We start from the raw sequence: 21,495 nt of genomic DNA, 5'->3' as shown, positions 1-21,495 counted from the left end.
GCAACATGTCGCCGTTTTCGTTTCGGGTCTCAGGCCGGCCGGATCGACTCGAATCCGGCCGTGATGAAGCGCACGACATGCTCGTAGGCGCCGGCAAGGTCGTCAGACCGGCACAGACCTTTCGACAGCAGGTCGATACGGCCCGTCTCGGCAAAGGTCAGGGTCAGGGCGCCGGAAAAACAATGGTATGACCAGAACAGCGCCTTTTCGTCCACGTCCCCGAGGCTCAACCGCAGCGCGTCGATGAACTGGAGAATCAAGGGGTCGAAGAACTGGGTCATCAGCTTGCCGCCCCAGTCGGGCGAGTTGTTCACATAGGCGATCAGCGCATAATAATGCTTCCAGCCGGGCTCGGTCACATGCGATCCGGTCAGCAGCGGCCGCAGATAGGCCCTGACAATCGCCTCGACGCTCGGCGGGTTCGGCCTGGCCTCCGACAATGCGTCCTCCAGCGCCTTGAGGCGCCATGCGTTCAGCACTTCAGCCCGCCGCATCAGCACCGCGTCGAACAGGTCACGTTTCTTCCCGAAATGGTAGTTCGCCAGCGCAACATCCACGCCAGCATCGCGCGCAATCGCCCGCAGGTTCACGCCGTCATACCCGTGCTGGGCGAATTGCGCCTCGGCAGCGTCAAGGATCGCCGTCCGGCGAACGGGTTTGCCGTCATCAGGCATTGCTAGGGACATTGGACATTTCTCTTCGGGTTCAGTCGCAGGATTTGACTGATACTAACCGGCAGGACGCATTTGTCTTGCCCCTCATGTGAAAGCAGGCCATATTTCAACACTTGTTGAAGTGAGGGCCAGCCTCGCTCGAAATGTGCCACGGGGAGTGGAATGCTGCTTTTGCCGACATCTTCCGTGCACCCCGCGACATGATATTGCGCCCCGCCATCCGGAGCGCAGCTTGCCAGAAAATGGGTCCCTGCCGATGAACACTGATCTGTCCCCGCCCGTACGGCACGCCAATACCGGTCGCCTCTGGGTCCTCATGGTGCTGACGCTCGTCTACACGTTCAACCATGTCGACCGGCAGATTCTTGTCATCCTGCTCGAACCGATCAAGGACGAGCTCCACCTGAAGGACAGCCAGCTCGGCATGCTCACCGGCATCGCCTTCGCGGCCTTCTACGCGACATTGGGCATTCCGGTCGCCATGTGGGCCGACCGCGGCAACCGCCGCAACATCATCGCCCTCGCCCTCGCCATCTGGTCCGGCATGACCGCCCTGTCCGGCCTGTCGCAATCCTATTGGCAGCTCCTCCTCGCCCGCATGGGCGTTGGCGTCGGTGAGGCCGGCGGCACGCCGCCAGCCACCAGCATGATCGCAGACCTGTATCCTCCGCAGGAACGCGCCACGGCCCTCGGCGTCTACACGACCGGAATCGGCCTCGGCGTCATGCTCGGCTTCGCCCTCGGCGGGCTTGTCTACGAAGCCTATGGCTGGCGCATGGCTTTCTTTGCCGCCGGAATTCCCGGCCTGTTGCTGGCCTTGCTCGTCCGCTTCACCGTACGCGAACCTGTACGCGGCCATTCCGAAGCACGTCAGGACGACCGTTCCGCCCCGTCGCTGACAGAGACACTTCGCTTCATCATGGGCCAGACCTCATATCTGTGGCTCCTCGCTGGCTGCCTGCTGATCTGCATCTCGGCCAACGCCTTCCTCGTCTTCACGTCCAGCCACCTCCAGCGCACCTACGGCCTCACACCCGGACAGGTCTCGTGGCCGCTTGGCCTCCTCATCGGCGGCGTCGGCAGCATCGGCGCGGTTGTCATCGGCCTCGTCTGTGACCGCCTGTCGAAGAAAGACCTGCGCTGGCGCCCGCTGATCATCGCCCTGTGCGCGGCCATCGCCCTGCCCTTCGCCTGGATGTTCCTGCGCGCGCCCAATGTCGGCCTCGCCTATGCGTGGAACGTGGTGCCCAGCTTTGTCGGCCTGATCTATGCCAGCATCGCCTACACGGCCTCACAGGAACTGGTCCAGCTGCGCATGCGCGCCTTCGCCTCGGCCTTCATGCTGTTCTGCCTGACGCTGATCGGCATCGGCTGCGGCCCTTGGATCGCCGGCGTGCTGAGCGACTATTTCACCAGCCAGGGCGAAGCCCATCCGCTGGCACGGGCGCTCGAGCTCATCCTCATCTTCAATGCGCTCAGCATTTTCTGCCTGTTGATGTCCAGCCGGAATTACCGGGCCGACGCCGAACGCGCCGCCCGCCTCGACTAGGCCTCACCCCCACCTCACCCCACCCTTGCGTAAACCCATCCGCCGCTCTGGACAGGACAGGGCAAAGCCGGGCAAATCAGCGACATGACAAAATTTTCCGGACCGACCTCGAACAGCTTCATCTCCCAGCGCCTGCGCCTGCACTATGTCGACTGGGGCAACCAGGACGCGCCGCCGCTCGTCCTCGTCCATGGCGGCCGCGACCATTGCCGCTCGTGGGACTGGGTCGCCGAGGAGCTCAGCAAGGACTGGCACGTCGTCGCGCCCGACCTGCGCGGGCATGGCGACAGCGCCTGGTCGGAAGACGGCGAGTATTCGGTCCGCGCCTGCGTCTACGACCTCGCCCAGCTGATCCACCAGCAGAAGTTCAATCCCGTCACCATCGTCTCCCATTCCTATGGCGGCGCAATTTCCCTGCGCTATGCTGGCATCTATCCGGAAAATGTCCGCAAGATCGTCGCCATCGAGGGCCTTGGCCCATCGCCGAAAATGATGAAGGAGCGCTTCAGCACCTCACCGGGCGAACGCATGCGCGAATGGATCGATTCCAAGCGCGCCGCCGCCGGTCGGACTTCGAAGAAATACCCGACCCTCGAAGACGCCTATACGCGCATGAAAACCGAGAACAGCTACCTCACCGATGAACAGGCGCGCCACCTGACGATACATGGCATCAGCCAGAATGAGGACGGCACCTATTCCTGGAAGTTCGACAATTATTTCCGCGTGATGACGCCTTACGACATCCCCTATGCCGACATCGAGACCCTGTGGCAGGCCATCACCTGCCCCACGCTCCTGCTTTACGGCGAAAATAGCTGGGCCTCGAACCCGGCCGAGGATGGCCGCCTCAAGCATTTCCAGAATGCCGAAGTGAAGCTCTATGAGAATGCAGGTCACTGGCTCCACCATGACCAGTTCGACCGCTTCATGGCCGACCTGAAAGCCTTCCTCTAGCTGCGCGACCTGTCTGACAGTTAAAACTTGTCCACACCCCTCCGGCCCAGCCCCATAATGGCCGGCATGACAGACATGTGCCCGCCTCCCGTCTTCAATCGGGTCATCGACATGGTCGCCGAGTTCATCAAGTGGATCGGCGGGCGCGAGCCGCTGACGATTCCACGCGCCTTCTACAGGAAGGCCCAGCGCCATCTCTGCGTCATCGAGGACATGCTGCGCGGCGCGCTCTATATCCTCGCGCTGGGCATCACGGTCGGGCCCACGGCCCCGAAACCCGCCGCATCCGCACACCTCACACCCGCGGCGTCTCCACCTATTCCCCGGAAAGCCGCGCCACGGATCGGCCTGTTCAATATCCGCCCCGTCGCCGATCGCGTGCCGCCACCGCCACCGACAGGCCCGCGCGGCGTGTCCACGCGCGCATGTGTCACCAGGCCGGATCTCACAACCGACGCATTCCTGCGCCGCATCGCCCGCATCGAGGCGGCCATGGCAAATCCCGATGCGAATGCGATCCGGCTCGCCCGTTTTCTCGCAACACCTGAACCCAGGCCAAGACCCGCGCCCCGGCCCAAGGCCGCGCCGCGCCCGCCATCCATTCTGGCGTCGGTCTCGCCGCGCAGCATCCTGTCGCTGCAGCCGCACTGGCCACCGGGCTAGGTGTCTCGAAAATTTGAACAGAACAGCCGCCATGCGCGGCCGCTGGTGCTGGTTGCGCCAAAACTGAGCGCTAATCCTGGGCGAAGTCGATGGATAGAGCCTCTCAGACTCCGTTTAGTTCAGGCCCAGCGCCTTCAGCGCATCCGCCACGCCTTGCATGCGCGGCTTCATGTCATCGGCCAGGTGCGCATGCGTCGGAATATAGAACAGGCCGAGGTCCAAGCCCTTCAGGGCAATCTCCGCACAACGATCCGGCATGATCAGGCTCAGTTCCGGCGGCGCTTTCGACGGATCCGGCAAATGCTTCTCGATCAACGCCGTATAAACCGCGCCCGGCATCAGCACATGCACGTCCATCGGCACATCGCCGGCTTCGAATTCGTCCCGCATCCATTCGGCCATCACCAGCACGCCATGCTTGGTCGCGCCATACAGGCCCAGCCCGTTGCCTTTCACGGCCGCCGGCACACTCAGCGAATTCTCCGACCCCGTAATCATCAGCCGCCCACGGCCGCCACTGGCCTCCAGCCAGCGCGCATAGGCTTGCGCCACGCGCAGGTTCGCAAACAGGTTCACCTCGAACAATCGCTCGGCGCGCGCGTCCAGTTCCTGCTTGATCAGCCGCCGGTTCAGGCCGATGCCTGCATTCGAACAGACGAGGTCCAGATGCCCCTGCCAGGTTCCCGCATCATGGGTCAGCGTCGCCGCCACTTCATGGTCGGCCATGTCGCACACGATCGGCAGCGCATTCGCGCCAAGGCCTTCCGCCGTCGCGCGCACGCCGTCTTCATCGATGTCCGCGCAGACGACCTTTGCCCCGCGCGCCACCAGTGCCTGCGCCAGCGCCCGGCCAATGCCGGAGCCGGCCCCGGTCACCAGCGCCACCTTGCCTTTATAGTCGATCATACGTGCCCTCCCCGGGCCCTATTCGTCGACAAAGTGGCCGACACGTTTCTGCAATCCGGCCATCACCGCTTCGATCTGGTTCTTGCTGCCCATTAGTCCGTCCTGCAGGACGGATTCTGTCATCAGCGCATCGGCGTCCGGCTTGTCGGCAATCGTGTTGTACAGCTTCTTGGCCGCCTGCACTGCGCTCGGGCTCTTCTCGGCAATCAGGCGCGCCAGGTTCATGGCATCTTCGTGAGGCGTCTCGGAAAGTTGCGTCGCAAACCCGTATTCCATCGCCTGCGTCCCAGAGAAGATGCGCCCCGTATATGTCAGCTCACGGATAATATCCTCGCGCGCCAGCCGCCGCATGATCGCGGTCGAGCTCATGTCCGGCACGAGGCCCCATTTTACTTCGAGAATGGATAGCTTCGTCTCCGGGTGAACGATCCGGATATCCGCACCCAGCGCCACCTGGAAGCCGCCGCCCAGCGCAACACCATGCACGGCTGCAATCACGGGGACACGCAGGCTGCGCCAGCCCCATACGGCCTGCTGCGCCCGGTTGGCGATTCCATGCGTCCTGGGTGCAAGCCCGCCGCCTGCCACACTGTTCCCGCTCCGCTTGCCCTCGGCCATGTTGGCAAAATTGCCCATGTCCAGCCCGGCACAGAACGCCCGGCCCTGCCCCGACAGCACAACAACCCGCACTGACTTGTCGGCATTGATCTCTTCAGCTGCCGAAATCAGCCGCGCGAACATCGCGTCATCCAGCGCGTTCATCTTGTCTTCGCGCACAAGGCGCACATCGGCGACGCCATTGTCGACGAAGATTTTTATGCGATCGGTCATCCTGGAATTCCTGTCTTGTTGTGATTCATCCTATGCCCGCTGCCAGGCATACTCAACGTGTCTGCCTTCAGCGCGTATCCATCAGGTTGCGCGCCACGACCATGCGATGCACTTCCGAGGGGCCGTCATAAATCCGCATGTTGCGGATACGCCCCGCAAACAGGTGCAGCGGCATCTCCTTGGTCATGCCCATCGCCCCGAAACACTGCATCGCATTGTCGATCATCTCCTGCGCCATCTCGGTCGCATAATATTTCAGCATCGATATTTCGGTCCGCACATCCTTGCCGGTATCCAGCTTCCACGCGCAGTCATAGGCCATCAGGCGCGCTGCATGAATCTTCGCAGCGCCGTCGGCCACCCACCATTGCACGGCCTGCCTCTGCGACAGTTTCTGGCCAAACGTGACCCGTTGCGGGGCATATTCGGTGATCATGTCCAGTGCCCGCTGCGCGGCGCCAATACACCAGGCCGCCATCTCCATCCGGCGCGTACCAAGGCGCACCTGCATGGGCCCGAACCCGTCGCCCTCCTTGCCGAGCAATTTCCAGCCCGGCACCCGGCAATCCTCCAGCACGACTTCATACGTGTATTCGCCGCCCAGCATCGGAATGCGCCGCAGGACGTTAAATCCCGGCGTATCCCGGTCGACGAGGAAGGCCGACATGCCGCCCCGCGCACGCTTTTCCGGATCGGTAATCGCCATCAGGATCGTGAAGTCGGCCTCCGCGGCCCGCGTGATCCATATCTTGCGGCCATTGATCACCCAGTCGTCGCCATCCTTCACCGCCTTGGTCAGCATGCCCGCCGGGTCCGCGCCTGCGCCGGGCTCTGAAATGCCGATCGCCGAAATCGTCTCCCCCCGCGCATAGGGCGCCAGGTAGGCTTCGCTCTGCTGGTCGTTGACCGTTGTCATCAGCATTCGCAGGTTCGGCGAATCCGGCGGCAGCGTGTACTGCGCCACAGTCGATCCCAGTGCCTCGTTCACCCCCACCAGCGCCACATGCGGCAGGCCCATGCCGCCAGACTCCTCCGGCGCATCAAGGCTCCACAGGCCCATCTCTTTGGAAACCTTGTCCAGCCGCTCACGCTCGCTTTCGATCAGGTGCGAGCCTTGCCCTTCGGCATCGCGCGCCAGAACCCCGGCTTCCAGCGGCATCAGTTCGTCCCGAACGAAACGCTGCACCAGGTCGCGCAGCATCCGGTATTCTTCGGCCAGTTCAAAATCCATGACGCGTTCCTTGTCTGCTGCCAGCCTGCTTGCTCATGGGTTCAGGCCGGGAATTCAAGGCCTTCCATCGTCCCATTGTTGCGCCAGCCATCGAGGATGGCAAAATAGGCATCAGATCCTGCGCCATAGGACGTGTTCTGCCGCGCCCTTTTGCTCAGCTTGCCCTCATTGTTGTAATAACCCGGTGTGCATTCCTCGAGGAACTTCTCGCGCATCATGGCCTTGTTGACGATTTCATCGACCCAGGCCGCTTCAGCCGATTCTGTCACTTCAAATACTTTAGCCTGACGCTTTTCCGCTTCGGAGATGAGATAGCCGATCTGCTTGGCCTGCTCGTCCAGAAGGTGCGGGTAATTGGCCGTGAAGCCCGCTTGCGTGGTGCCCATGACGATCAGGTTCGGGAACCCGTTCACCAGCATGCCATGCAGGCTGCGATACCCGTCAGCCCAGTGCTCGGACAGTTTGCGCCCATCGCGTCCACCGACATCATAGCCGGCACGGCGCGTATATTCGGTGCCTACTTCAAAGCCGGTTGCATAGATCAGGCAGTCAATCTCATACGTCTCGCCATTGGCAATGATCGCGTTCTCCGTGATCTGCTCGACGCCCCGGCCTTGCGTATCAACCAGCGTGACATTGTCCCTGTTGAATGTCGGCAAATAGCCGTCATGGAAACAGGGCCGCTTGCAGAACTGTCGATACCACGGCTTCAGTGCCTCGGCGGTCGCCTTGTCCTTTACGATCTCGTCCACGCGGGACCGCACCTGTTCCATCTTCTGGAAGTCGGCGAGCTCGGCCAACTCACTCAGCTTCTCCGGGCTGAGGTCCTTGTTGCCTTCCTGCGACGCAATAAACAACAGATTACGGATGATATGCGTCCAGCCATCCATCACCAGGTCCTGCGGCGCAAAGCCACCCGAAACCAGGGTGTTGAAATTCTCCATCCGGTCCTTGTGCCAACCAGCTTCCAGGCTTTTCGCCCAGTCCGGATCGGTCGGCTTGTTGTCGCGCACGTCAATGGAAGACGGCGTCCGCTGGAACACGTAGAGATGCTCGGCGCCCTCGGCGATATGCGGTACGCACTGTACTGCTGTTGCGCCCGTCCCGATAATCCCGACGCGCTTGCCCTTCAGGCCCGTCAGGCCGCCCGAGGAATCGCCGCCTGTATAGTCGTAGTCCCAGCGGCTGGTATGGAAGCTGTGGCCCTTGAAACTTTCAACGCCGGGGATGCCCGGCAGTTTCGGCCGGTTCAGCGGCCCGTTCGACATCACGACATGGTCGGCGGTCATCCGGTCGCCGCGGTCGGTTTCGATCGCCCAGACGTTCGCTTTGTCATCCCAGTTCAGGCCCGTGATCTCGGTCTGCAGGCAGGCCTTGTCATACAGCTTGTAATGCTCGCCAATGCGCCGGCTGTGCGCCAGGATTTCCGGCGCCCTCGAATATTTTTCGACCGGGAGGTATCCGGTCTCTTCCAGAAGCGGCAGGTAGATATAGCTCTCGATATCACACGCTGCGCCGGGATACCGGTTCCAGTACCAGGTGCCGCCGAAGTCGCCGCCCTTTTCGATGATCCGGATATCCTTGACGCCCGCGTCGCGCAGACGCGCCCCGGCCAGAAGGCCGCCAAATCCGCCACCGATGATCACGACATGCGTGTGATCGGTCAGCGGTGCCCGCTCGACCCGTTTGACATAGGGGTCCTCGATATAATGCGCGAATTCAGCCGCCATGTTGACGTATTGTTCGTTGCCATCCTCGCGCAGGCGCTTGTCGCGTTCTTCGCGATACTTCGCCCGCAACGCATCCGGATCGAGTCCTGGCTCTTCACTCACATTGCCCGAGGCCATTTCGCGTCACTCCCATTGACTGCAGTTCCGGGCATCTTCGGCCCGTTAACCCACAGAGACTCTCGCACATCGCGAAGCCTCACTTCGCAACGAGTTTACCCCAGTATTCCCCCCTGCAAATCTATTCCCTTGCGGAACCTGTGGCGCTGGAAGCTCCTACGCCGGCGAGCGTCACATCATGCCCGTGGGTTCCCAGCCGGACCTGACGGCTATCTCTGCGCCGCTCTCGGTTTCTTCATAGGTCGAGAGTCCCTGCGACAAGAGGCTTTCCCATGCCTCCTCGGCATTGTCGGCATAGTTGAAACGTTCAAGATCCGACTCGGCGATCACCCCGGCTTCGACAAGCGCTTCGAAATTCACGATCTTGTTCCAGAACGCCCGGTCATAGAGCACGACCGGCATTTTCGGGGCCTTGCCGGTCTGGTTGAGCGTCAGCAATTCGAACAATTCGTCCAGCGTGCCGAACCCGCCCGGGAACACGACCAGGGCACGCGCCCGCATGGCCAGGTGCATCTTGCGCATGGCAAAATAGTGAAACTGCAGGCAAAGGTCCGGCGTGATATAGGGGTTCGGTTCCTGCTCGAACGGCAGGGCGATATTGAACCCGATGGTCACAGCGCCGGCGTCCTGCGCGCCCCTGTTGGCCGCTTCCATCACGCCCGGCCCGCCGCCCGTCGCGATCACATTGGTCCGCCAGCCGTCTTCCTCGGCAAGCGCGCCGCCCCGCGCCGAGGCGATCCGCCCGAATTCACGCGCCGCCGCATACACACGCGCCTGCCACTCATTGCCATCCTCACGCACGCGAGCGCTGCCGAACACCACGATTGTCGACAGGATCTTCTGCGCCCGCAAATGTTCCTCGGCCTTGGTATATTCCATCATGAAGCGCGCGCCGCGCATGGAATTGCCCAGGATGAATTCCTGGTCCAGCGCCGCCAGGCGATAGGCGGCTTCCTGATCGTGCTTGTTCATCCAGCCTTCTCCTTTTCCATTCGGCGCCTTGTCACGTGTGGTCGGCAACAGGCGCCATGCCGCTGTCCGCGATACCATGGGACCGCCGCGTCCCCGGCACCCTGATATCCTCGACAAGGTCCTGGATATCCTGCGGTGGGGCCTTGGTGACCAGCGACACGACAATACCAACGGCGAGGGACAGGAACATGAAGACAAAGCCGATCCCTTCCGGAGAGACTCCCAGGAACCAGTCAGCAGCGCCTGCCGCCTTCCCCGCTCCGATCTTGAAATGCCAGATATAAAGGAAGGTCGGGACAAGGCCCGTCAGCATGGATGCAATCGCGCCTTCCCGGTTCATCCGTTTCCAGAAGATGCCGAGAAAGATCACAGGGAACAGCGAGGCTGCCGCCAGCCCGAAGGCAAACGCCACCACCTGCGCCACGAAGGCCAGCTGGGCCGAATAGATTCCCATGAAGCCCGCGGCGATCACAGCGCCTGCTGCCGCCAGGCGCGCCACCCGCAATTCGGTCTTGTCGTCCATGCCCTTGAACAGGGTTCGCCGGCACAGGTCGTGCGAGATCGATGACGAGATCACCATCAGCAGCCCAGCCGCTGTCGACAGGGCCGCCGCGAGGCCGCCTGCCACGACGAGACCGATCACCCAGCCTGGCAGGTTGGCGATCGATGGATTGGCGAGCACGAAAATGTCCCGGTCAAGCCGCGTGACTTCATTGTCCGCGCCGGCCCGGTACTGGACCTTGCCGTCGCCATTCTTGTCCTCGACGGCGAGCAGGCCGGTCTTCTCCCAGTCCTTGAACCATTTCGGCGTCGGCTTCCCACCAGCCGCAACAATCGCCGCCGCCTCGGCATCATAATTGTCGAGGCTTTCGACATAGGTCGACTCGTTGACCGTATCGATGAAGTTGAGCCGCGCGAAGCCGGCCACCGCTGGCGCCGTCGTATACAGGAGCGCGATGAAAACCAGTGCCCACCCAGCCGAGACGCGCGCCGCACTGGCGCTCGACACGGTGAAGAAGCGAATAATCACGTGCGGCAGGCCCGCCGTGCCGAACATCAGCGCGCCGGTAATCGCGAACATGTCGAACATGGATTTGTCGGTGCTTGTATATTCCTTGAAGCCGAGATCGGTCACGACCTGGTTCAACTTGGCCAGCATCGACACGTCCTCACCCTTCACGTCGGAAATGAAACCAAGCTGCGGGATCGGATTGCCGGTGATGATCAGCGAGATGAAGATTGCCGGCACCGTATAGGCGAAGATCAGCACGCAATACTGGGCAACCTGCGTGTAGGTGATACCCTTCATGCCGCCAAGCACGGCGTAGACGAACACGATTCCCATGCCGACATAGATGCCGGTATTGAACTCGACTCCCAGGAATCCTGAAAAGGCGACGCCCACGCCTTTCATCTGTCCCGCAATATAGGTGAACGAAACGAACAGGGCGCAGATGACCGCGATCATCCGCGCAGTCGTCGAATAGTACCGGTCGCCGACAAAGTCAGGCACGGTGAACTTGCCGAATTCCCGCAGGAACGGCGCCAACAGCAGCGCCAGCAGCACGTAGCCGCCTGTCCACCCCATCAGGTAGACCGAGCCGCCATACCCCATGAAGGCGATCAGTCCTGCCATCGACAGGAAGGAGGCGGCCGACATCCAGTCGGCGGCCGTCGCCATCCCGTTGACAGTGGGGTGAACATCATGACCGGCGACGTAAAAGTCGTCTGTCGATGCGGCCCGCGCCCAGATCGCAATACCGATATAGATTGCGAACGTGCCGGCGACGAAAATATAGGTCCACATTTCCTGTGACATCGCGCTCACCCCTCTACGCCGAATTTGCGTTCAAGCCGGCGCATCGCGACGCAATAATAGAATATCAGCGCGACAAAGACGTAGATCGATCCGTTCTGGGCAAACCAGAACCCAAGCGGGGCGCCGCCGATCGACACCTGGTCCAGCACGTCGCGAAACAGGATGCCCGCGCCGAACGAAACCATGAACCAGATCGCGAGCAGGGACAAAGTCAGGCGGATCACCGCGCGCCAATAGCCCTTCCCGTCTATTTCAGCCGGATCATTCGACATGTTCTTCCTCCCATAACCCTGATCTTGTCGCGCGATGAAACCCGCACGCTACAGGCTGCACTGCCACGAAGCAGATGAACAGATCAACTTTCGGCTTCGTCCTGGCCAGATTCATCTCTACCGGCGCGTTTGGCGCGAACGTGTCGCCACTCGGCAAGGCCGCCGACAATCAGCCAGACCGACAGTACCATCCCGCCGGCAAGGTAGGCCTCGGCAATTCCCAGCCCGGGAGACAGGATGGCCCGCGCCAGCCGCACTGCGAAAGCAACACCCAAAACGAGGCCGAGGGATATCATGGCATGGTGTTTCATGGTCCACCGCTTTCATGCCCGGCCTGCACTAGGCATGCCGCTGGAAGACAAGCGTTCACCCTAGTCCGCGTTGCCTGCCATGGAAACGGTCAGCTATCGGCAAACACAATCGTTTTCCCATCCCTGACGACTGTCTCTTCGCGAATAGTGGCCGTCCTGTAGGTGGGCAGGAGGACCGTGTCGACGGCCACAAAGGCGACGTCCGCCTTCTCCCGTGTCAGCACGACTCGGACATAGCCCTGATGGAAATTGTCGGTCCAGCGCACTTCATCGAGCGATTGCTCAAAGATGCGGTCGAGCTTTCCGGCAGTTTCAATGTCCCATCCGGTATCAACGAAGTCCCCCGGAGAAGACACACCCGCCGTGCCGAGTTCCAGCCCCATTGGCCGTCCCTCGCCGTCGCTCACCCTATTCGCCCAGAAACTGTGGCTGTCGCCGGTCAGGAACAACAGGTCTTCGGCCCCGGCCTCGCGACTGAGGTCATAGAAGGCCTCCCGTGCGGCGGGATAGCCGTCCCATGTATCGGTATAGAAAGGCAGGTTCCATTGGCCTTTCCAGAACAAGTTCGGACCGTCACCCGGCGCTTCGCCCTTCGGCGCCCTGGCCGGGTCAATGCCAAGCGCGGCGACGTCGGGCACAAGCATGCGGGCGATCGGGCTGGCATTGCCGATCAGCCGCCAGGGCTGGCCCGCTGCCACGGACCGCGCCAATCCCTCGCCAAGCGCCGCCTCCATGCGCGGTGAAATCATCCTGCGCGCCGGATCGTTCATCACGTCCTGCATGAAGGCATCGCGGACCTCTGGCGACGTGATGGTCTCGTACCAGGCGCTGTAGTCGACTTGCTGCCCGCGTCCCGTATGACGCGATTCCAGTGTTACCAGTGTCGCCAGGTCGCCGAACACATAGGTACGCCAGAATTCGGCCCGGCTGAACCCCGGCTCAGGCTCGCGGATCGGCATCCATTCATAATAAGCTCGGATCGCGGCAGCGCGGCGCGCCTCCCACGCACCCTCCGTGTCCGGCTGGTGGTTCTGTGCGCCGCCCGTCCAGGGATTATTCGCGCTCTCATGGTCGTCCCAGCAGGCGATAAAGGGATGCGCCGCATGCATCGCGCGCGACCCGGCATCCGCCTTGTACTGGGCGTGGCGTCGGCGATAATCGTCCAGCGTGACGATCTCGTGCGCTGGTTCATGCAGGCGGCCGATAAGGGTGCCGGTTTCGCTGCCCCAGCTTTCAGCTCCGTATTCGTAGATATAGTCGCCCGTATGCAGCACCACATCGATTGCCGGGTCGCGGGCAATCGCGTCATAGGCGTTGAAATGACCGAACGGATAGTTCGAGCAGGAGACGAGCGCGATGCCCAGCCTGTCCAGCGCGCCTTCAGGCAGGGTCCGCGTCCGGCCAACCGGCGACACGCCTCCGTCGAACAGGAAGCGGTAATAATATGTCGCCCCCGGCATCAGCCCTTCCGGGACAACTTTCACCGTATGGTCGACATCGGCGAGGGCGGCGACGCTCATTTCGACAACGATTTCGGTGAAGGCCTTGTCGCTTGCTACCTGGCACAGCCCGGCAATGTCACCCGCATCAGTGCTCACCCGCGTCCACAGGACCACACTCGTGGTCTGTGGGTCGCCACTGGCCACGCCGTGTTCGAAGAGCGCTGACGTACCGGGCACCGTCTCAGCGCCCTGAGGTGTGGCGCAGGCGCCAAGCGTGCCCCCGGCAATCAGGGCGAGTGTCTGTCGGCGATCCAGTTCGGGCATGTCAGCCTCCTCGGCTTAGCCGCACCGTGCGGCATGATATGGGGAATGGGAAATGAAAAAGGCGGGCCCGGCAGGACCCGCCTTCTCAACATACAAATCGACTAGAAGTCCGCTGTCATGGTGAACACGACCGTGCGCGGAGCCGATATCCAGGCGCCGCCGCCCGATATGCCGGCCAGCCAGTCTCCGTCGAAAAGGTTGTTCACGGTCAGGCGGAACTCGACGTTCGACAGGTCGTCCGACAGGGCCGAGCCTGAAATACCGGCATAGAGGTCGGCATCGTAATAGCTGTCCGCCGTCCAGGTATTGGACAGGTTTACGAAGCGGTCATCGACCCATTTCGTCGAAAGGCCAGCGAAGAAGTTGCCCTCTGAATAGTCCGCGCTGAGGACGGCCATGTTCTCGGCAATACCCGGAACCTGGTTCCCGGCGTATATACCGACCGCCGCGTCGAGCACCGCGTCGCCGGTGCCAAGAATGGTCGAGTCATTGTAGGTGTACGATCCGAAGAACGACCAGTTGTCACTGGCGTTGAACTCCCCAGCCACTTCAAAACCGCTGGAGTCGATACCGCCCCCGTTGATGTAGCCTCCATTGGACGATTCAAGGTAATCGATGCCGCTGACCGATTCCGTGGGCGCCGGGAACAGGCGGTTCTCGAAGGTCGAGTCGTAGTAGACCGCCGAGCCACGCAGGCGGTCACCGACATAGCGGATACCGATTTCCGTGTTCTCGGCTGTTTCCGGATCGGGTGCACCACCCGGTGCGAGCACTTCCAGCACGCCGTCAGGGATGGCCTTGAAATTCTCGGCATATCCGGCGAACACTTCAACGCCCGGCAGGGCGCTCGGCGTCCAGGCGGCGCCGCCCGAGAACAGGACATCGGAATCGCTCGACACCTTGAAGTTCAGGTCGGCATCGTCCGGCGAGAATTTGTCGGCCCGCTCGATCTCGTTGCTGAACTGTTTCATGCCCAGGCGGAACGAGAAGTCAGACACTTTGACGACGTCTTCGAGATACCATTTGAAGGTCGATTGCGGGAATTCGCGGCTATACTGCACCCAATAGGCGGTGTGATCGAATTCGTATCCAACGCGCGTATCGTTGACCTTGTGCCAGTCCCGGTATTCGTAACGCGTCGCGTCCTCATACCAGATCCCGCCGCGTACCGTGTTGTCAAAGCCTTCGCCGAACGGTGTCTGCCATTCGAAGTCACCATAGAGCCCGGTGCGCTCCTTCTGGTAGTGCGTGTGACGATAGGATTGCACGCCAATCGAACCAGCCGGATAGCAGGCCGGGTCGTATTCCGGGCCCGCGCCACCATACGGGAAGGTGATCGACGATACACAGCCGGCTTCCGGCGACAGGGCGTTGCCCGCCGCATCGGTGAAGTAGAACCGCACATCCGGTTCGCCGCCCACGATCGAGAACTGCCCGGCATAGTCGCCGGCACCGACCAGGTAAGGCGGCACCCAGTCGCCGCGGCCATCATTGTCATGGCGATAGATACCGCCTTCAACGCGGAAGCCGTCAAACAGCTCTTTTTCGCCCTTGAGGTAAATCAGGCTGTTCTCGCGCAGCGTCGACCAGCCTTTGCGGTAGAGCTGGTCGATATAGGGAATGCCCGTCCATTCGGCCGTCAGCCGGTCCGAATTCGGGTCCGCCGCAAACTCGTCCGGCGAAAACAGGCGCTGGTAATTGTCTTCCTGCGTATCGTCGTAGGAAACATAGCCGGTCCAATCGATTCCGAACTGCTCGGTCTGGAACTTCGCGGCAAAATGGTCGCGCTCGTTTTCGGCAGAGCGATTGACATGGTCGGTAGCCGACTGGGTCGACAGGGAGACCCAGAACTTTGTCTTGTTGTCGGCCAGCAGGCCGCTGTCATAGCGGCCATAGAAGCGCTGGGAGTCGAAATCGCCCAGCGAGGCCGAGACGCGGATGCGGCGTTCATCGAGCGGGTTCTGAGTCGTGAAGTTCAGCGTGCCGCCAAGGGCGTCGTTCGAACGTGTGGCAATATCGGCTGTGCCTTGTGACACTTCAATGGCGCCGGCATTCTGCGTGTCGATATAGCGGTTGGCCTTGGCGCCGCCGCCATAATTCGATCCGCCGTTCGGCAGTCCGTCGATCGTGATGCCGACCTGCTGCTCACCGAGATTGTTCTGGAAGCCGCGAACGGCCACGCCTGTCGACCAGTCGTCGAAACCGAAAGCGTCACCTTCCTGAACCTGCACGCCCGGCAGGTTGTCGATCTGCGCCAGGATGCTGGTGACGGGCGCCTGCTGCAATGCCATGGCGTCTGTCGACTCGGCCGACGAATAGGTCTGCTGCGCGCCAAGCACGATGACCGTGTCCAGCTGCCGGGCCGTGTCAGGCGATTCTGCGGCGTCATCTGCATATGCGGCACCAAGCACGACGCTCAGGCTAACTCCGGCCAGCAGGCCGGTCTTCCAATATGTATTCATGATTTTCCCCTCGTGGAATACGTTTGACCCAGGCACGCACAAGCCCGTTCACGTTGGTCCCGGACCAACGCGTCTACCTCCCGGACTCCCTTGCCCGGGCCGGTTTGTGCGGCTGTTGGAGCCAGCTACGACCTATTGGTGACGCACAGATGACAGTCGCGCGCACGGCGCGAGGGGATCTAGGAATTTGATGAATAGTTCACACAAGGTCCAGACAAAGGGGCGTTGCGGAGTGAATACACGACGAACGTGATTCCGGTCCGCAAGCGTCCCCGCCCTCGTTGATTCTCGAATGAAATCTCGGTCGATGACCGGCCGGTTCCGCATCAAGGCCCGGGCAGGATCACGTATTCAGCGTTACCCGGCGCCGTGTCGTCGAGGTCTCATTCGATCGGCGCAGCATGGTCTGGTATTTCTGGATATGGGCGTCCAGTATCTGCCTGCCCTTGTCGGTCGCCGATCCGCGCAGGACCAGGGCATATCCGAGCGCCGACGATGGCCGAAGGTCGCGCGTCGGCAGCACACCCATGGCCCAGGACAGCATCACCCCATTGGCGAAGAGGGACAGCGTCCTTTCTAGCAAGTCCGACGGCACGGCCGGGTCCAGCAAGCCTTCCTTCTGGGCCGCGTCCAGAAGCGCTTGCCACGCCTCGCGGTTCTGCTCCAGCCGCTCCGGAGTGGCCAGTCCCGTTTCGTTCGCTCCCTGAGCATCCAGGAGCGCCTTCCAGAGCGGCCTGTAGAAATCCGGATCATCGGTGAAGTAGCTCGTCGCCAGCGCATGGGCATCAAACAGGCGCTCTATCGCATTGGCCGCCTTCAAACGGCTGAACCGTTCTGCGAAATCGCGCTCGTCCTCAAACACTGCCAGAACAACGGCGTGCTTTGAACCGAAGAGATTATAGGGCGTGGCCAGGCTGACGTCTGCCCGCTTGGCAATCATGCGCATCGAAAGGTTCGTATCGCCGGTCTCACGAATGAGATCGCGCGCGGCATGGACGATGCGTGACCGACGCTCTGCCTTCGCCTGCTCTCGCTTTCCCGTTTCGTCAGCCTGCATGTGTCGATTCCCGTCTTTCCTGCGTCAGGCACCCTGCGCGATACGGTCGATATCGGCCTGAAAGTCCAAAGACAATGCCTTCATCATCTCGAGCCGCTCGGGGCCTGGCTTGGGTGGGTAGGCGACCGCATTGCGCTTTTTCCCCCGCATCCAGTAGTAAAGCACTTTGGCGAGGTTCCGAGGCTTGCCGAGCCATTTGTTCGGGTGCTCCAGCATATGGAACCCGCGCATCGCCTCCCGCATCAGGCCGATATCGTAGCGAACGGCAATGCCGACGCCGTCTTCGAAGAAGCTTTGCATCAGCTTTGCGCGGCGGCTCTTGCGATAGCCTGGCGTCAGCGCCTGACGCGCGCGTTTGATGGCGGCGCGGTCCTGTGTGCGCTGGTTGATATAATATGGCTTCAGCTCGGCATGAAGGCGCTTGTGAAACGCAAGGGCACGCGCCTGCGGGTCAGTACTCTCATCGAGTGTTTGCCGCAATAATTGCGCGCTCGCGGCAGCGAACGAACAGCCCCGGCCATATAGCGGATTGGTCCGGACAAGCGTATCACCCAGCGCAAAATAGCGCCGTGTGGCCGGCTTGCCGTCGACCACAAGCTCACGCCACCGGCTGATCAGGTCGCCCATCCCGTGCACCCGCCCTACCGGATCGGAGCGCTCCGCGTTCGTCCAGGGCTTCAAGCCCGGCAGGAGAAGCGTCATGGCGTGGAAAAGGTCAGGATTCAGGATGGCCTTGCGCAGTTCCATTTCGACTTCCGGGATCGCAAGCGTGATCGAGAAGCAGCCATTGTCGCCCGGGAAGACGCCGAATTTCACGAAGCCGAGATCACCGGTGGCCGGGGGATTTTCTGTCCGCGACGGCTCGTCCATGCCGGGCTTCAGCCGGTAGTGACGCGTGAAGTACAGTATTCCGGCCGATTCCTTTTCTTCGAACGTATTGGCGCTTTCTTCCATGACCTGGTCGATCAGGAAGCCGCCCTTGCCGGACGCGTCGACGATGACGTCCGCATTCACCGTCACCTCTTCGCTGCCATTATCTCCCGTTACGCCAAGCACATCGACCGCGCCGTCCTGCCCTTTGCGGGTTACCAGGCGGCGGACATTGAAGCCTGACCGGATCTTGACGTTTTCCAGTTTTTCCACATAGCGCCGCATCGCCAGTTCAAGCGTCGTCCGGCGGCTTGTGATGATGGTCAGCTCTGCGTCGTCGGGTACGGGCTCATAGGTTTCGCGCTGCATTTCACTCAGCATGGCTTCGAACGGCAGTTCCCGCACGCCAAGTGCCAGCAATTCCTCCAGCAGGACCGGATGCTCGGTCTTGATGATGGTACGCAGCCGGGCGAGGAAGGCATGGCTCTGGCGCAACTGCCCGACACCGGTATGGCGCCATTCGTTGAATACAATGTCTGGATCGTCGCTGGGCGGCGACGCATCGCGTTCCAGAATCACGACCTTCCGGCCGGTCGGCGCCAGTGTGAGTGCAGTACAGAGTCCGCCGATCCCTGCACCGATAACGGCAACTGTTTCCGTCATCCGTCGAGGTCACTCAAAAAGGCCAGGATCGACTCGTTGACGGCCTCGGGCGCCTCCTGCTGCGTCCAGTGCCCGATCCCGTCGATCAACTTGTTGATGCGCAGGTCGGTTACGAATTGCGGCATGATCTTGAGAAGTTCCTCAGCCATCATGATCACGCCATCATTTTTGCCGGCGACAAAAAATGCCGGTTGCGAAATCGTTGTCGGCCCGTCCTTCGTCAGTTCCCAGGTCAGGTCATGGTTGCGGTAATAGTTGAGCGGTCCGCGCATGCCCGAACGCTCGAACTCTCCGGTATAGAAATCCAGGTCGGCCTCGCTCAGCCATGCCGGAAGCGTTTCAGGATCGGGAAGGCTGGAGAACATGTCGTCACCTTCCTGCTTCGGCGGAAGGGCCAACAGATCTGTTTCACCGCCCGCCATAACGAGGAATTTCTTCAAGGCCATGCGGATGTCAGATTCGAATTCAGCTTCAGCCACACCCGGCTCGAAGAAGTAGAGCTGGTAGAAAAACTGGCCTTTGTAGACTTCACGCATCATCGCCATCGGCGGAACGGGAGACCGCGGCATGAACGGCACCGACAGCGCCCCCACGGCACGGACGACGCCGGGATGATGCAACGCCGTGGCCCATGCCGTCGGCGCGCCCCAGTCATGCCCGATGACAACGGCTGTTTCATATCCAAGCGCAGGCACGAGCCCGATGATGTCATTGACGACTTCAACCTGGTTGTAGGCCTCTATCTCTGACGGCTTGTCGCTCTTGCCATAGCCCCGCATGTCGGGGGCGACCACATGATAGCCAGCCTCTGCGAGCGGCTTGAACTGATGCCGCCAGGAATACCAGGACTCCGGAAACCCATGCAGAAGCAGGACAAGCGGCCCCTCGCCGGCTTCGGCGATATTGAGCTCTATTCCATTGGTGGCGATCTTGCGCTCGGTAATGCCCGGCCAGCTCATGCGGCAACCTTCTTCGTTTCAACGCCGGGAAGGATTTCACCACAGGTATCCTTGTAGCCATCCTTGGCCGACCAGGCGATACCGCCGCCAACGATGACCGTTTCCACGCCGTGGGAATCCCGCACATAGCGATATCCGTCACCCGGAACGTCATTCACGAACTTCTCTTCACCACGTTTGATGGTTGATGCATCGAACACCGCAATATCGGCGACATAGCCTTCCTTCAGGAGACCCCGCTGCGGAATACCCCAGATGCCCGCAGTATCGGACGTGATCTTCTTCACGGCAGACTCAAGGCTCATGGTCTCCAGGTCCCGGACGAAGTGCGAGAAGAGGTATCCTGTGTCGCCATAGGTCGAGAATGACAGGATATGGGCCCCGCCATCGCTGGCGCCGATATGGACGCGAGGGTGATTGAGCAGATCGCCGACAGCCTTGTCGTCATTGTGTCCCATGCCGGATGACAGGAAATGTGCATCAAGTTCCTCTTCCAGCGACAGGTCAATCATCGCTTCGACTGGCGTCGTTCCACGCGCTTTGGCTATCTCCGCAAGCGTTTGGCCGATATATTTCTGGTTCGCCTCTGTATTTGCATGCCGGAAAATCAGCGTTGGCCAGAGCGGCCCGAGCGCTGATGCTTCCTGTACCAGTTTCGGGCGGTTCTCCAGGTCACTGAACGCGGCCATGATTTCCGCCGGCGTGCCGAAGCGTATGATCCGGTACCAGGTCGGCATCCGCATGAACAACAGGCTCGGAACCGCGAAGCTGAAGCTGATATCGATCGGACGCGTCTGGACCTGCGGCCAGACACGGGCACCACGATCAAACTGTTCGTCCACACGCTTCATGACGCGCTCGACGGCATCGACATTGTCTGCATTGACGAACAGGGGCGAGAAAGTTGTCGGGATATTGTACTTCAACGACAGGTCAGCCAGCTGGTCGAGACGTGCGATCGTCAGGTCCGCGTCGTAGAATTCCGGCACGATCTGCAACACCCGGCCATACTCACCGAGCACGCTGGCCAGCGCATCGACTTCGCGCGCGTCGGCGTACCGGCTCGGCACTGGCTGCAGCCGTTCGTCCATGTCGACATAGCTGGTCGACAGGCCGACGGCGCCTGCGTCGAGACACTCACGCAGGACGCCCTGCATCTCAGCGATTTCAGCGTCCGTCGCGGTCCGCTCCGTTGCGGCCTCGTTCATCACCCAGAGCCGGATGACGCTGTGGCCGACCAGCGGCGCGACATTGATCGCCAGGCCCTTGCGGATGCGCGTGATATAGTCCGTGAAGGTTTCCCAATCCCAGACCACGCCTTCCTTGAAGGCCTTCAATGGCATCTCTTCGATCTGGTTGAACATGCCGACCAGTCTCATCCGGTGCTTGGCCTTGAGCGGCGCAAGCGACAGGGAACAGTTCCCGGACACAATGGTGGTCACACCATGGGACAGTGCAGGCTTGGCACACCCGTCCCACAAGAGCTGGGCATCAAAATGCGTATGGGGATCAATAAAGCCGGGCGACACGACCTTGCCGGCAGCGTCGACTTCAGATCGAGCCGGCTCGGTGATTTTCCCGATCTTGACGATCTGGTTCCCGTTGACCGCGACATCTGCTTCATATGCAGGTGCGCCTGAACCATCGACGACTTTTCCGTTTCTGATGACAAGATCATACATTGCC

Annotated in this window: 18 protein-coding genes; 3 read left to right on the top strand and 15 right to left on the bottom strand. The window is 61.3% G+C overall.

What is annotated here, in order from left to right; all coding sequences use genetic code 11:
* Window positions 1–29: 29 nt before the first annotated feature.
* Window positions 30–686 (bottom strand): TetR/AcrR family transcriptional regulator, encoded by a 657-nt coding sequence (locus tag AC0L7I_RS10610; protein WP_473396401.1) that lies wholly within the window; start codon window positions 684–686, stop codon window positions 30–32.
* A 244-nt stretch (window positions 687–930) separates the two neighbouring features.
* Here AC0L7I_RS10610 and AC0L7I_RS10605 point away from each other — a divergent pair, with 244 nt between their 5' ends.
* The 3 genes from AC0L7I_RS10605 (at window position 931) to AC0L7I_RS10595 (ending at window position 3,843) form a co-directional block, all read left to right on the top strand.
* A complete protein-coding gene (locus tag AC0L7I_RS10605) occupies window positions 931–2,223 on the top strand; it encodes a spinster family MFS transporter (protein WP_473396400.1) in 1,293 nt (430 codons plus the stop codon).
* Between the two features lie 84 nt (window positions 2,224–2,307).
* Window positions 2,308–3,180, top strand: a complete 873-nt coding sequence (locus AC0L7I_RS10600; RefSeq protein ID WP_473396399.1) for an alpha/beta fold hydrolase — start codon at window positions 2,308–2,310, stop codon at window positions 3,178–3,180.
* A gap of 66 nt (window positions 3,181–3,246) precedes the next feature.
* On the top strand, window positions 3,247–3,843 hold the full coding sequence (locus tag AC0L7I_RS10595) for a hypothetical protein (protein ID WP_473396398.1): 597 nt from the start codon (window positions 3,247–3,249) through the stop codon (window positions 3,841–3,843).
* 114 nt (window positions 3,844–3,957) lie between these two features.
* On the opposite strand, the gene AC0L7I_RS10590 is transcribed toward AC0L7I_RS10595, so the two are convergent.
* From AC0L7I_RS10590 to AC0L7I_RS10525, 14 genes are all read right to left on the bottom strand, one after another.
* Complete coding sequence (locus AC0L7I_RS10590) at window positions 3,958–4,749, bottom strand: SDR family NAD(P)-dependent oxidoreductase (RefSeq protein ID WP_473396397.1); 792 nt, start codon at window positions 4,747–4,749, stop codon at window positions 3,958–3,960.
* Window positions 4,750–4,767: 18 nt separating this feature from the next.
* Window positions 4,768–5,580, bottom strand: a complete 813-nt coding sequence (locus AC0L7I_RS10585; RefSeq protein ID WP_473396396.1) for a crotonase/enoyl-CoA hydratase family protein — start codon at window positions 5,578–5,580, stop codon at window positions 4,768–4,770.
* Between the two features lie 67 nt (window positions 5,581–5,647).
* On the bottom strand, window positions 5,648–6,811 hold the full coding sequence (locus AC0L7I_RS10580; RefSeq protein ID WP_473396395.1) for an acyl-CoA dehydrogenase family protein: 1,164 nt from the start codon (window positions 6,809–6,811) through the stop codon (window positions 5,648–5,650).
* A 41-nt stretch (window positions 6,812–6,852) separates the two neighbouring features.
* Complete coding sequence (locus AC0L7I_RS10575) at window positions 6,853–8,658, bottom strand: flavin-containing monooxygenase (RefSeq protein WP_473396394.1); 1,806 nt, start codon at window positions 8,656–8,658, stop codon at window positions 6,853–6,855.
* Window positions 8,659–8,829: 171 nt separating this feature from the next.
* On the bottom strand, window positions 8,830–9,630 hold the full coding sequence (locus tag AC0L7I_RS10570; protein WP_473396393.1) for an LOG family protein: 801 nt from the start codon (window positions 9,628–9,630) through the stop codon (window positions 8,830–8,832).
* Window positions 9,631–9,661: 31 nt separating this feature from the next.
* Window positions 9,662–11,449, bottom strand: a complete 1,788-nt coding sequence (locus AC0L7I_RS10565; RefSeq protein ID WP_473396392.1) for a sodium:solute symporter family protein — start codon at window positions 11,447–11,449, stop codon at window positions 9,662–9,664.
* Window positions 11,450–11,454: 5 nt separating this feature from the next.
* Complete coding sequence (locus AC0L7I_RS10560; protein WP_473396391.1) at window positions 11,455–11,721, bottom strand: DUF4212 domain-containing protein; 267 nt, start codon at window positions 11,719–11,721, stop codon at window positions 11,455–11,457.
* Window positions 11,722–11,804: 83 nt separating this feature from the next.
* Complete coding sequence (locus AC0L7I_RS10555) at window positions 11,805–12,032, bottom strand: hypothetical protein (protein ID WP_473396390.1); 228 nt, start codon at window positions 12,030–12,032, stop codon at window positions 11,805–11,807.
* 89 nt (window positions 12,033–12,121) lie between these two features.
* Window positions 12,122–13,798: an alkaline phosphatase D family protein gene (locus AC0L7I_RS10550; RefSeq protein ID WP_473396389.1), complete on the bottom strand. Its 1,677-nt coding sequence runs from the start codon at window positions 13,796–13,798 to the stop codon at window positions 12,122–12,124.
* Window positions 13,799–13,899: 101 nt separating this feature from the next.
* Complete coding sequence (locus AC0L7I_RS10545) at window positions 13,900–16,260, bottom strand: TonB-dependent receptor domain-containing protein (RefSeq protein ID WP_473396388.1); 2,361 nt, start codon at window positions 16,258–16,260, stop codon at window positions 13,900–13,902.
* A 343-nt stretch (window positions 16,261–16,603) separates the two neighbouring features.
* Window positions 16,604–17,317 carry a TetR/AcrR family transcriptional regulator gene (locus AC0L7I_RS10540; RefSeq protein ID WP_473396387.1) on the bottom strand — a complete coding sequence of 238 codons (714 nt, stop codon included), beginning with the start codon at window positions 17,315–17,317 and terminating at the stop codon, window positions 16,604–16,606.
* Window positions 17,318–17,341: 24 nt separating this feature from the next.
* Complete coding sequence (locus tag AC0L7I_RS10535) at window positions 17,342–18,850, bottom strand: NAD(P)/FAD-dependent oxidoreductase (RefSeq protein WP_473396386.1); 1,509 nt, start codon at window positions 18,848–18,850, stop codon at window positions 17,342–17,344.
* Complete coding sequence (locus AC0L7I_RS10530; RefSeq protein WP_473396385.1) at window positions 18,847–19,809, bottom strand: alpha/beta fold hydrolase; 963 nt, start codon at window positions 19,807–19,809, stop codon at window positions 18,847–18,849. Before AC0L7I_RS10530 ends, AC0L7I_RS10535 begins: the two co-directional genes overlap by 4 nt.
* Window positions 19,806–21,491 carry an N-acyl-D-amino-acid deacylase family protein gene (locus AC0L7I_RS10525; RefSeq protein ID WP_473396384.1) on the bottom strand — a complete coding sequence of 562 codons (1,686 nt, stop codon included), beginning with the start codon at window positions 21,489–21,491 and terminating at the stop codon, window positions 19,806–19,808. The genes AC0L7I_RS10530 and AC0L7I_RS10525 overlap by 4 nt, the downstream gene beginning before the upstream one ends.
* Window positions 21,492–21,495 lie beyond the last annotated feature (4 nt).

This window comes from Hyphomonas sp. J20-32, from assembly GCF_055808555.1.
Note: the sequence above shows the minus strand (reverse complement) of the source record. Positions and strands in the feature narration are given on the sequence as shown.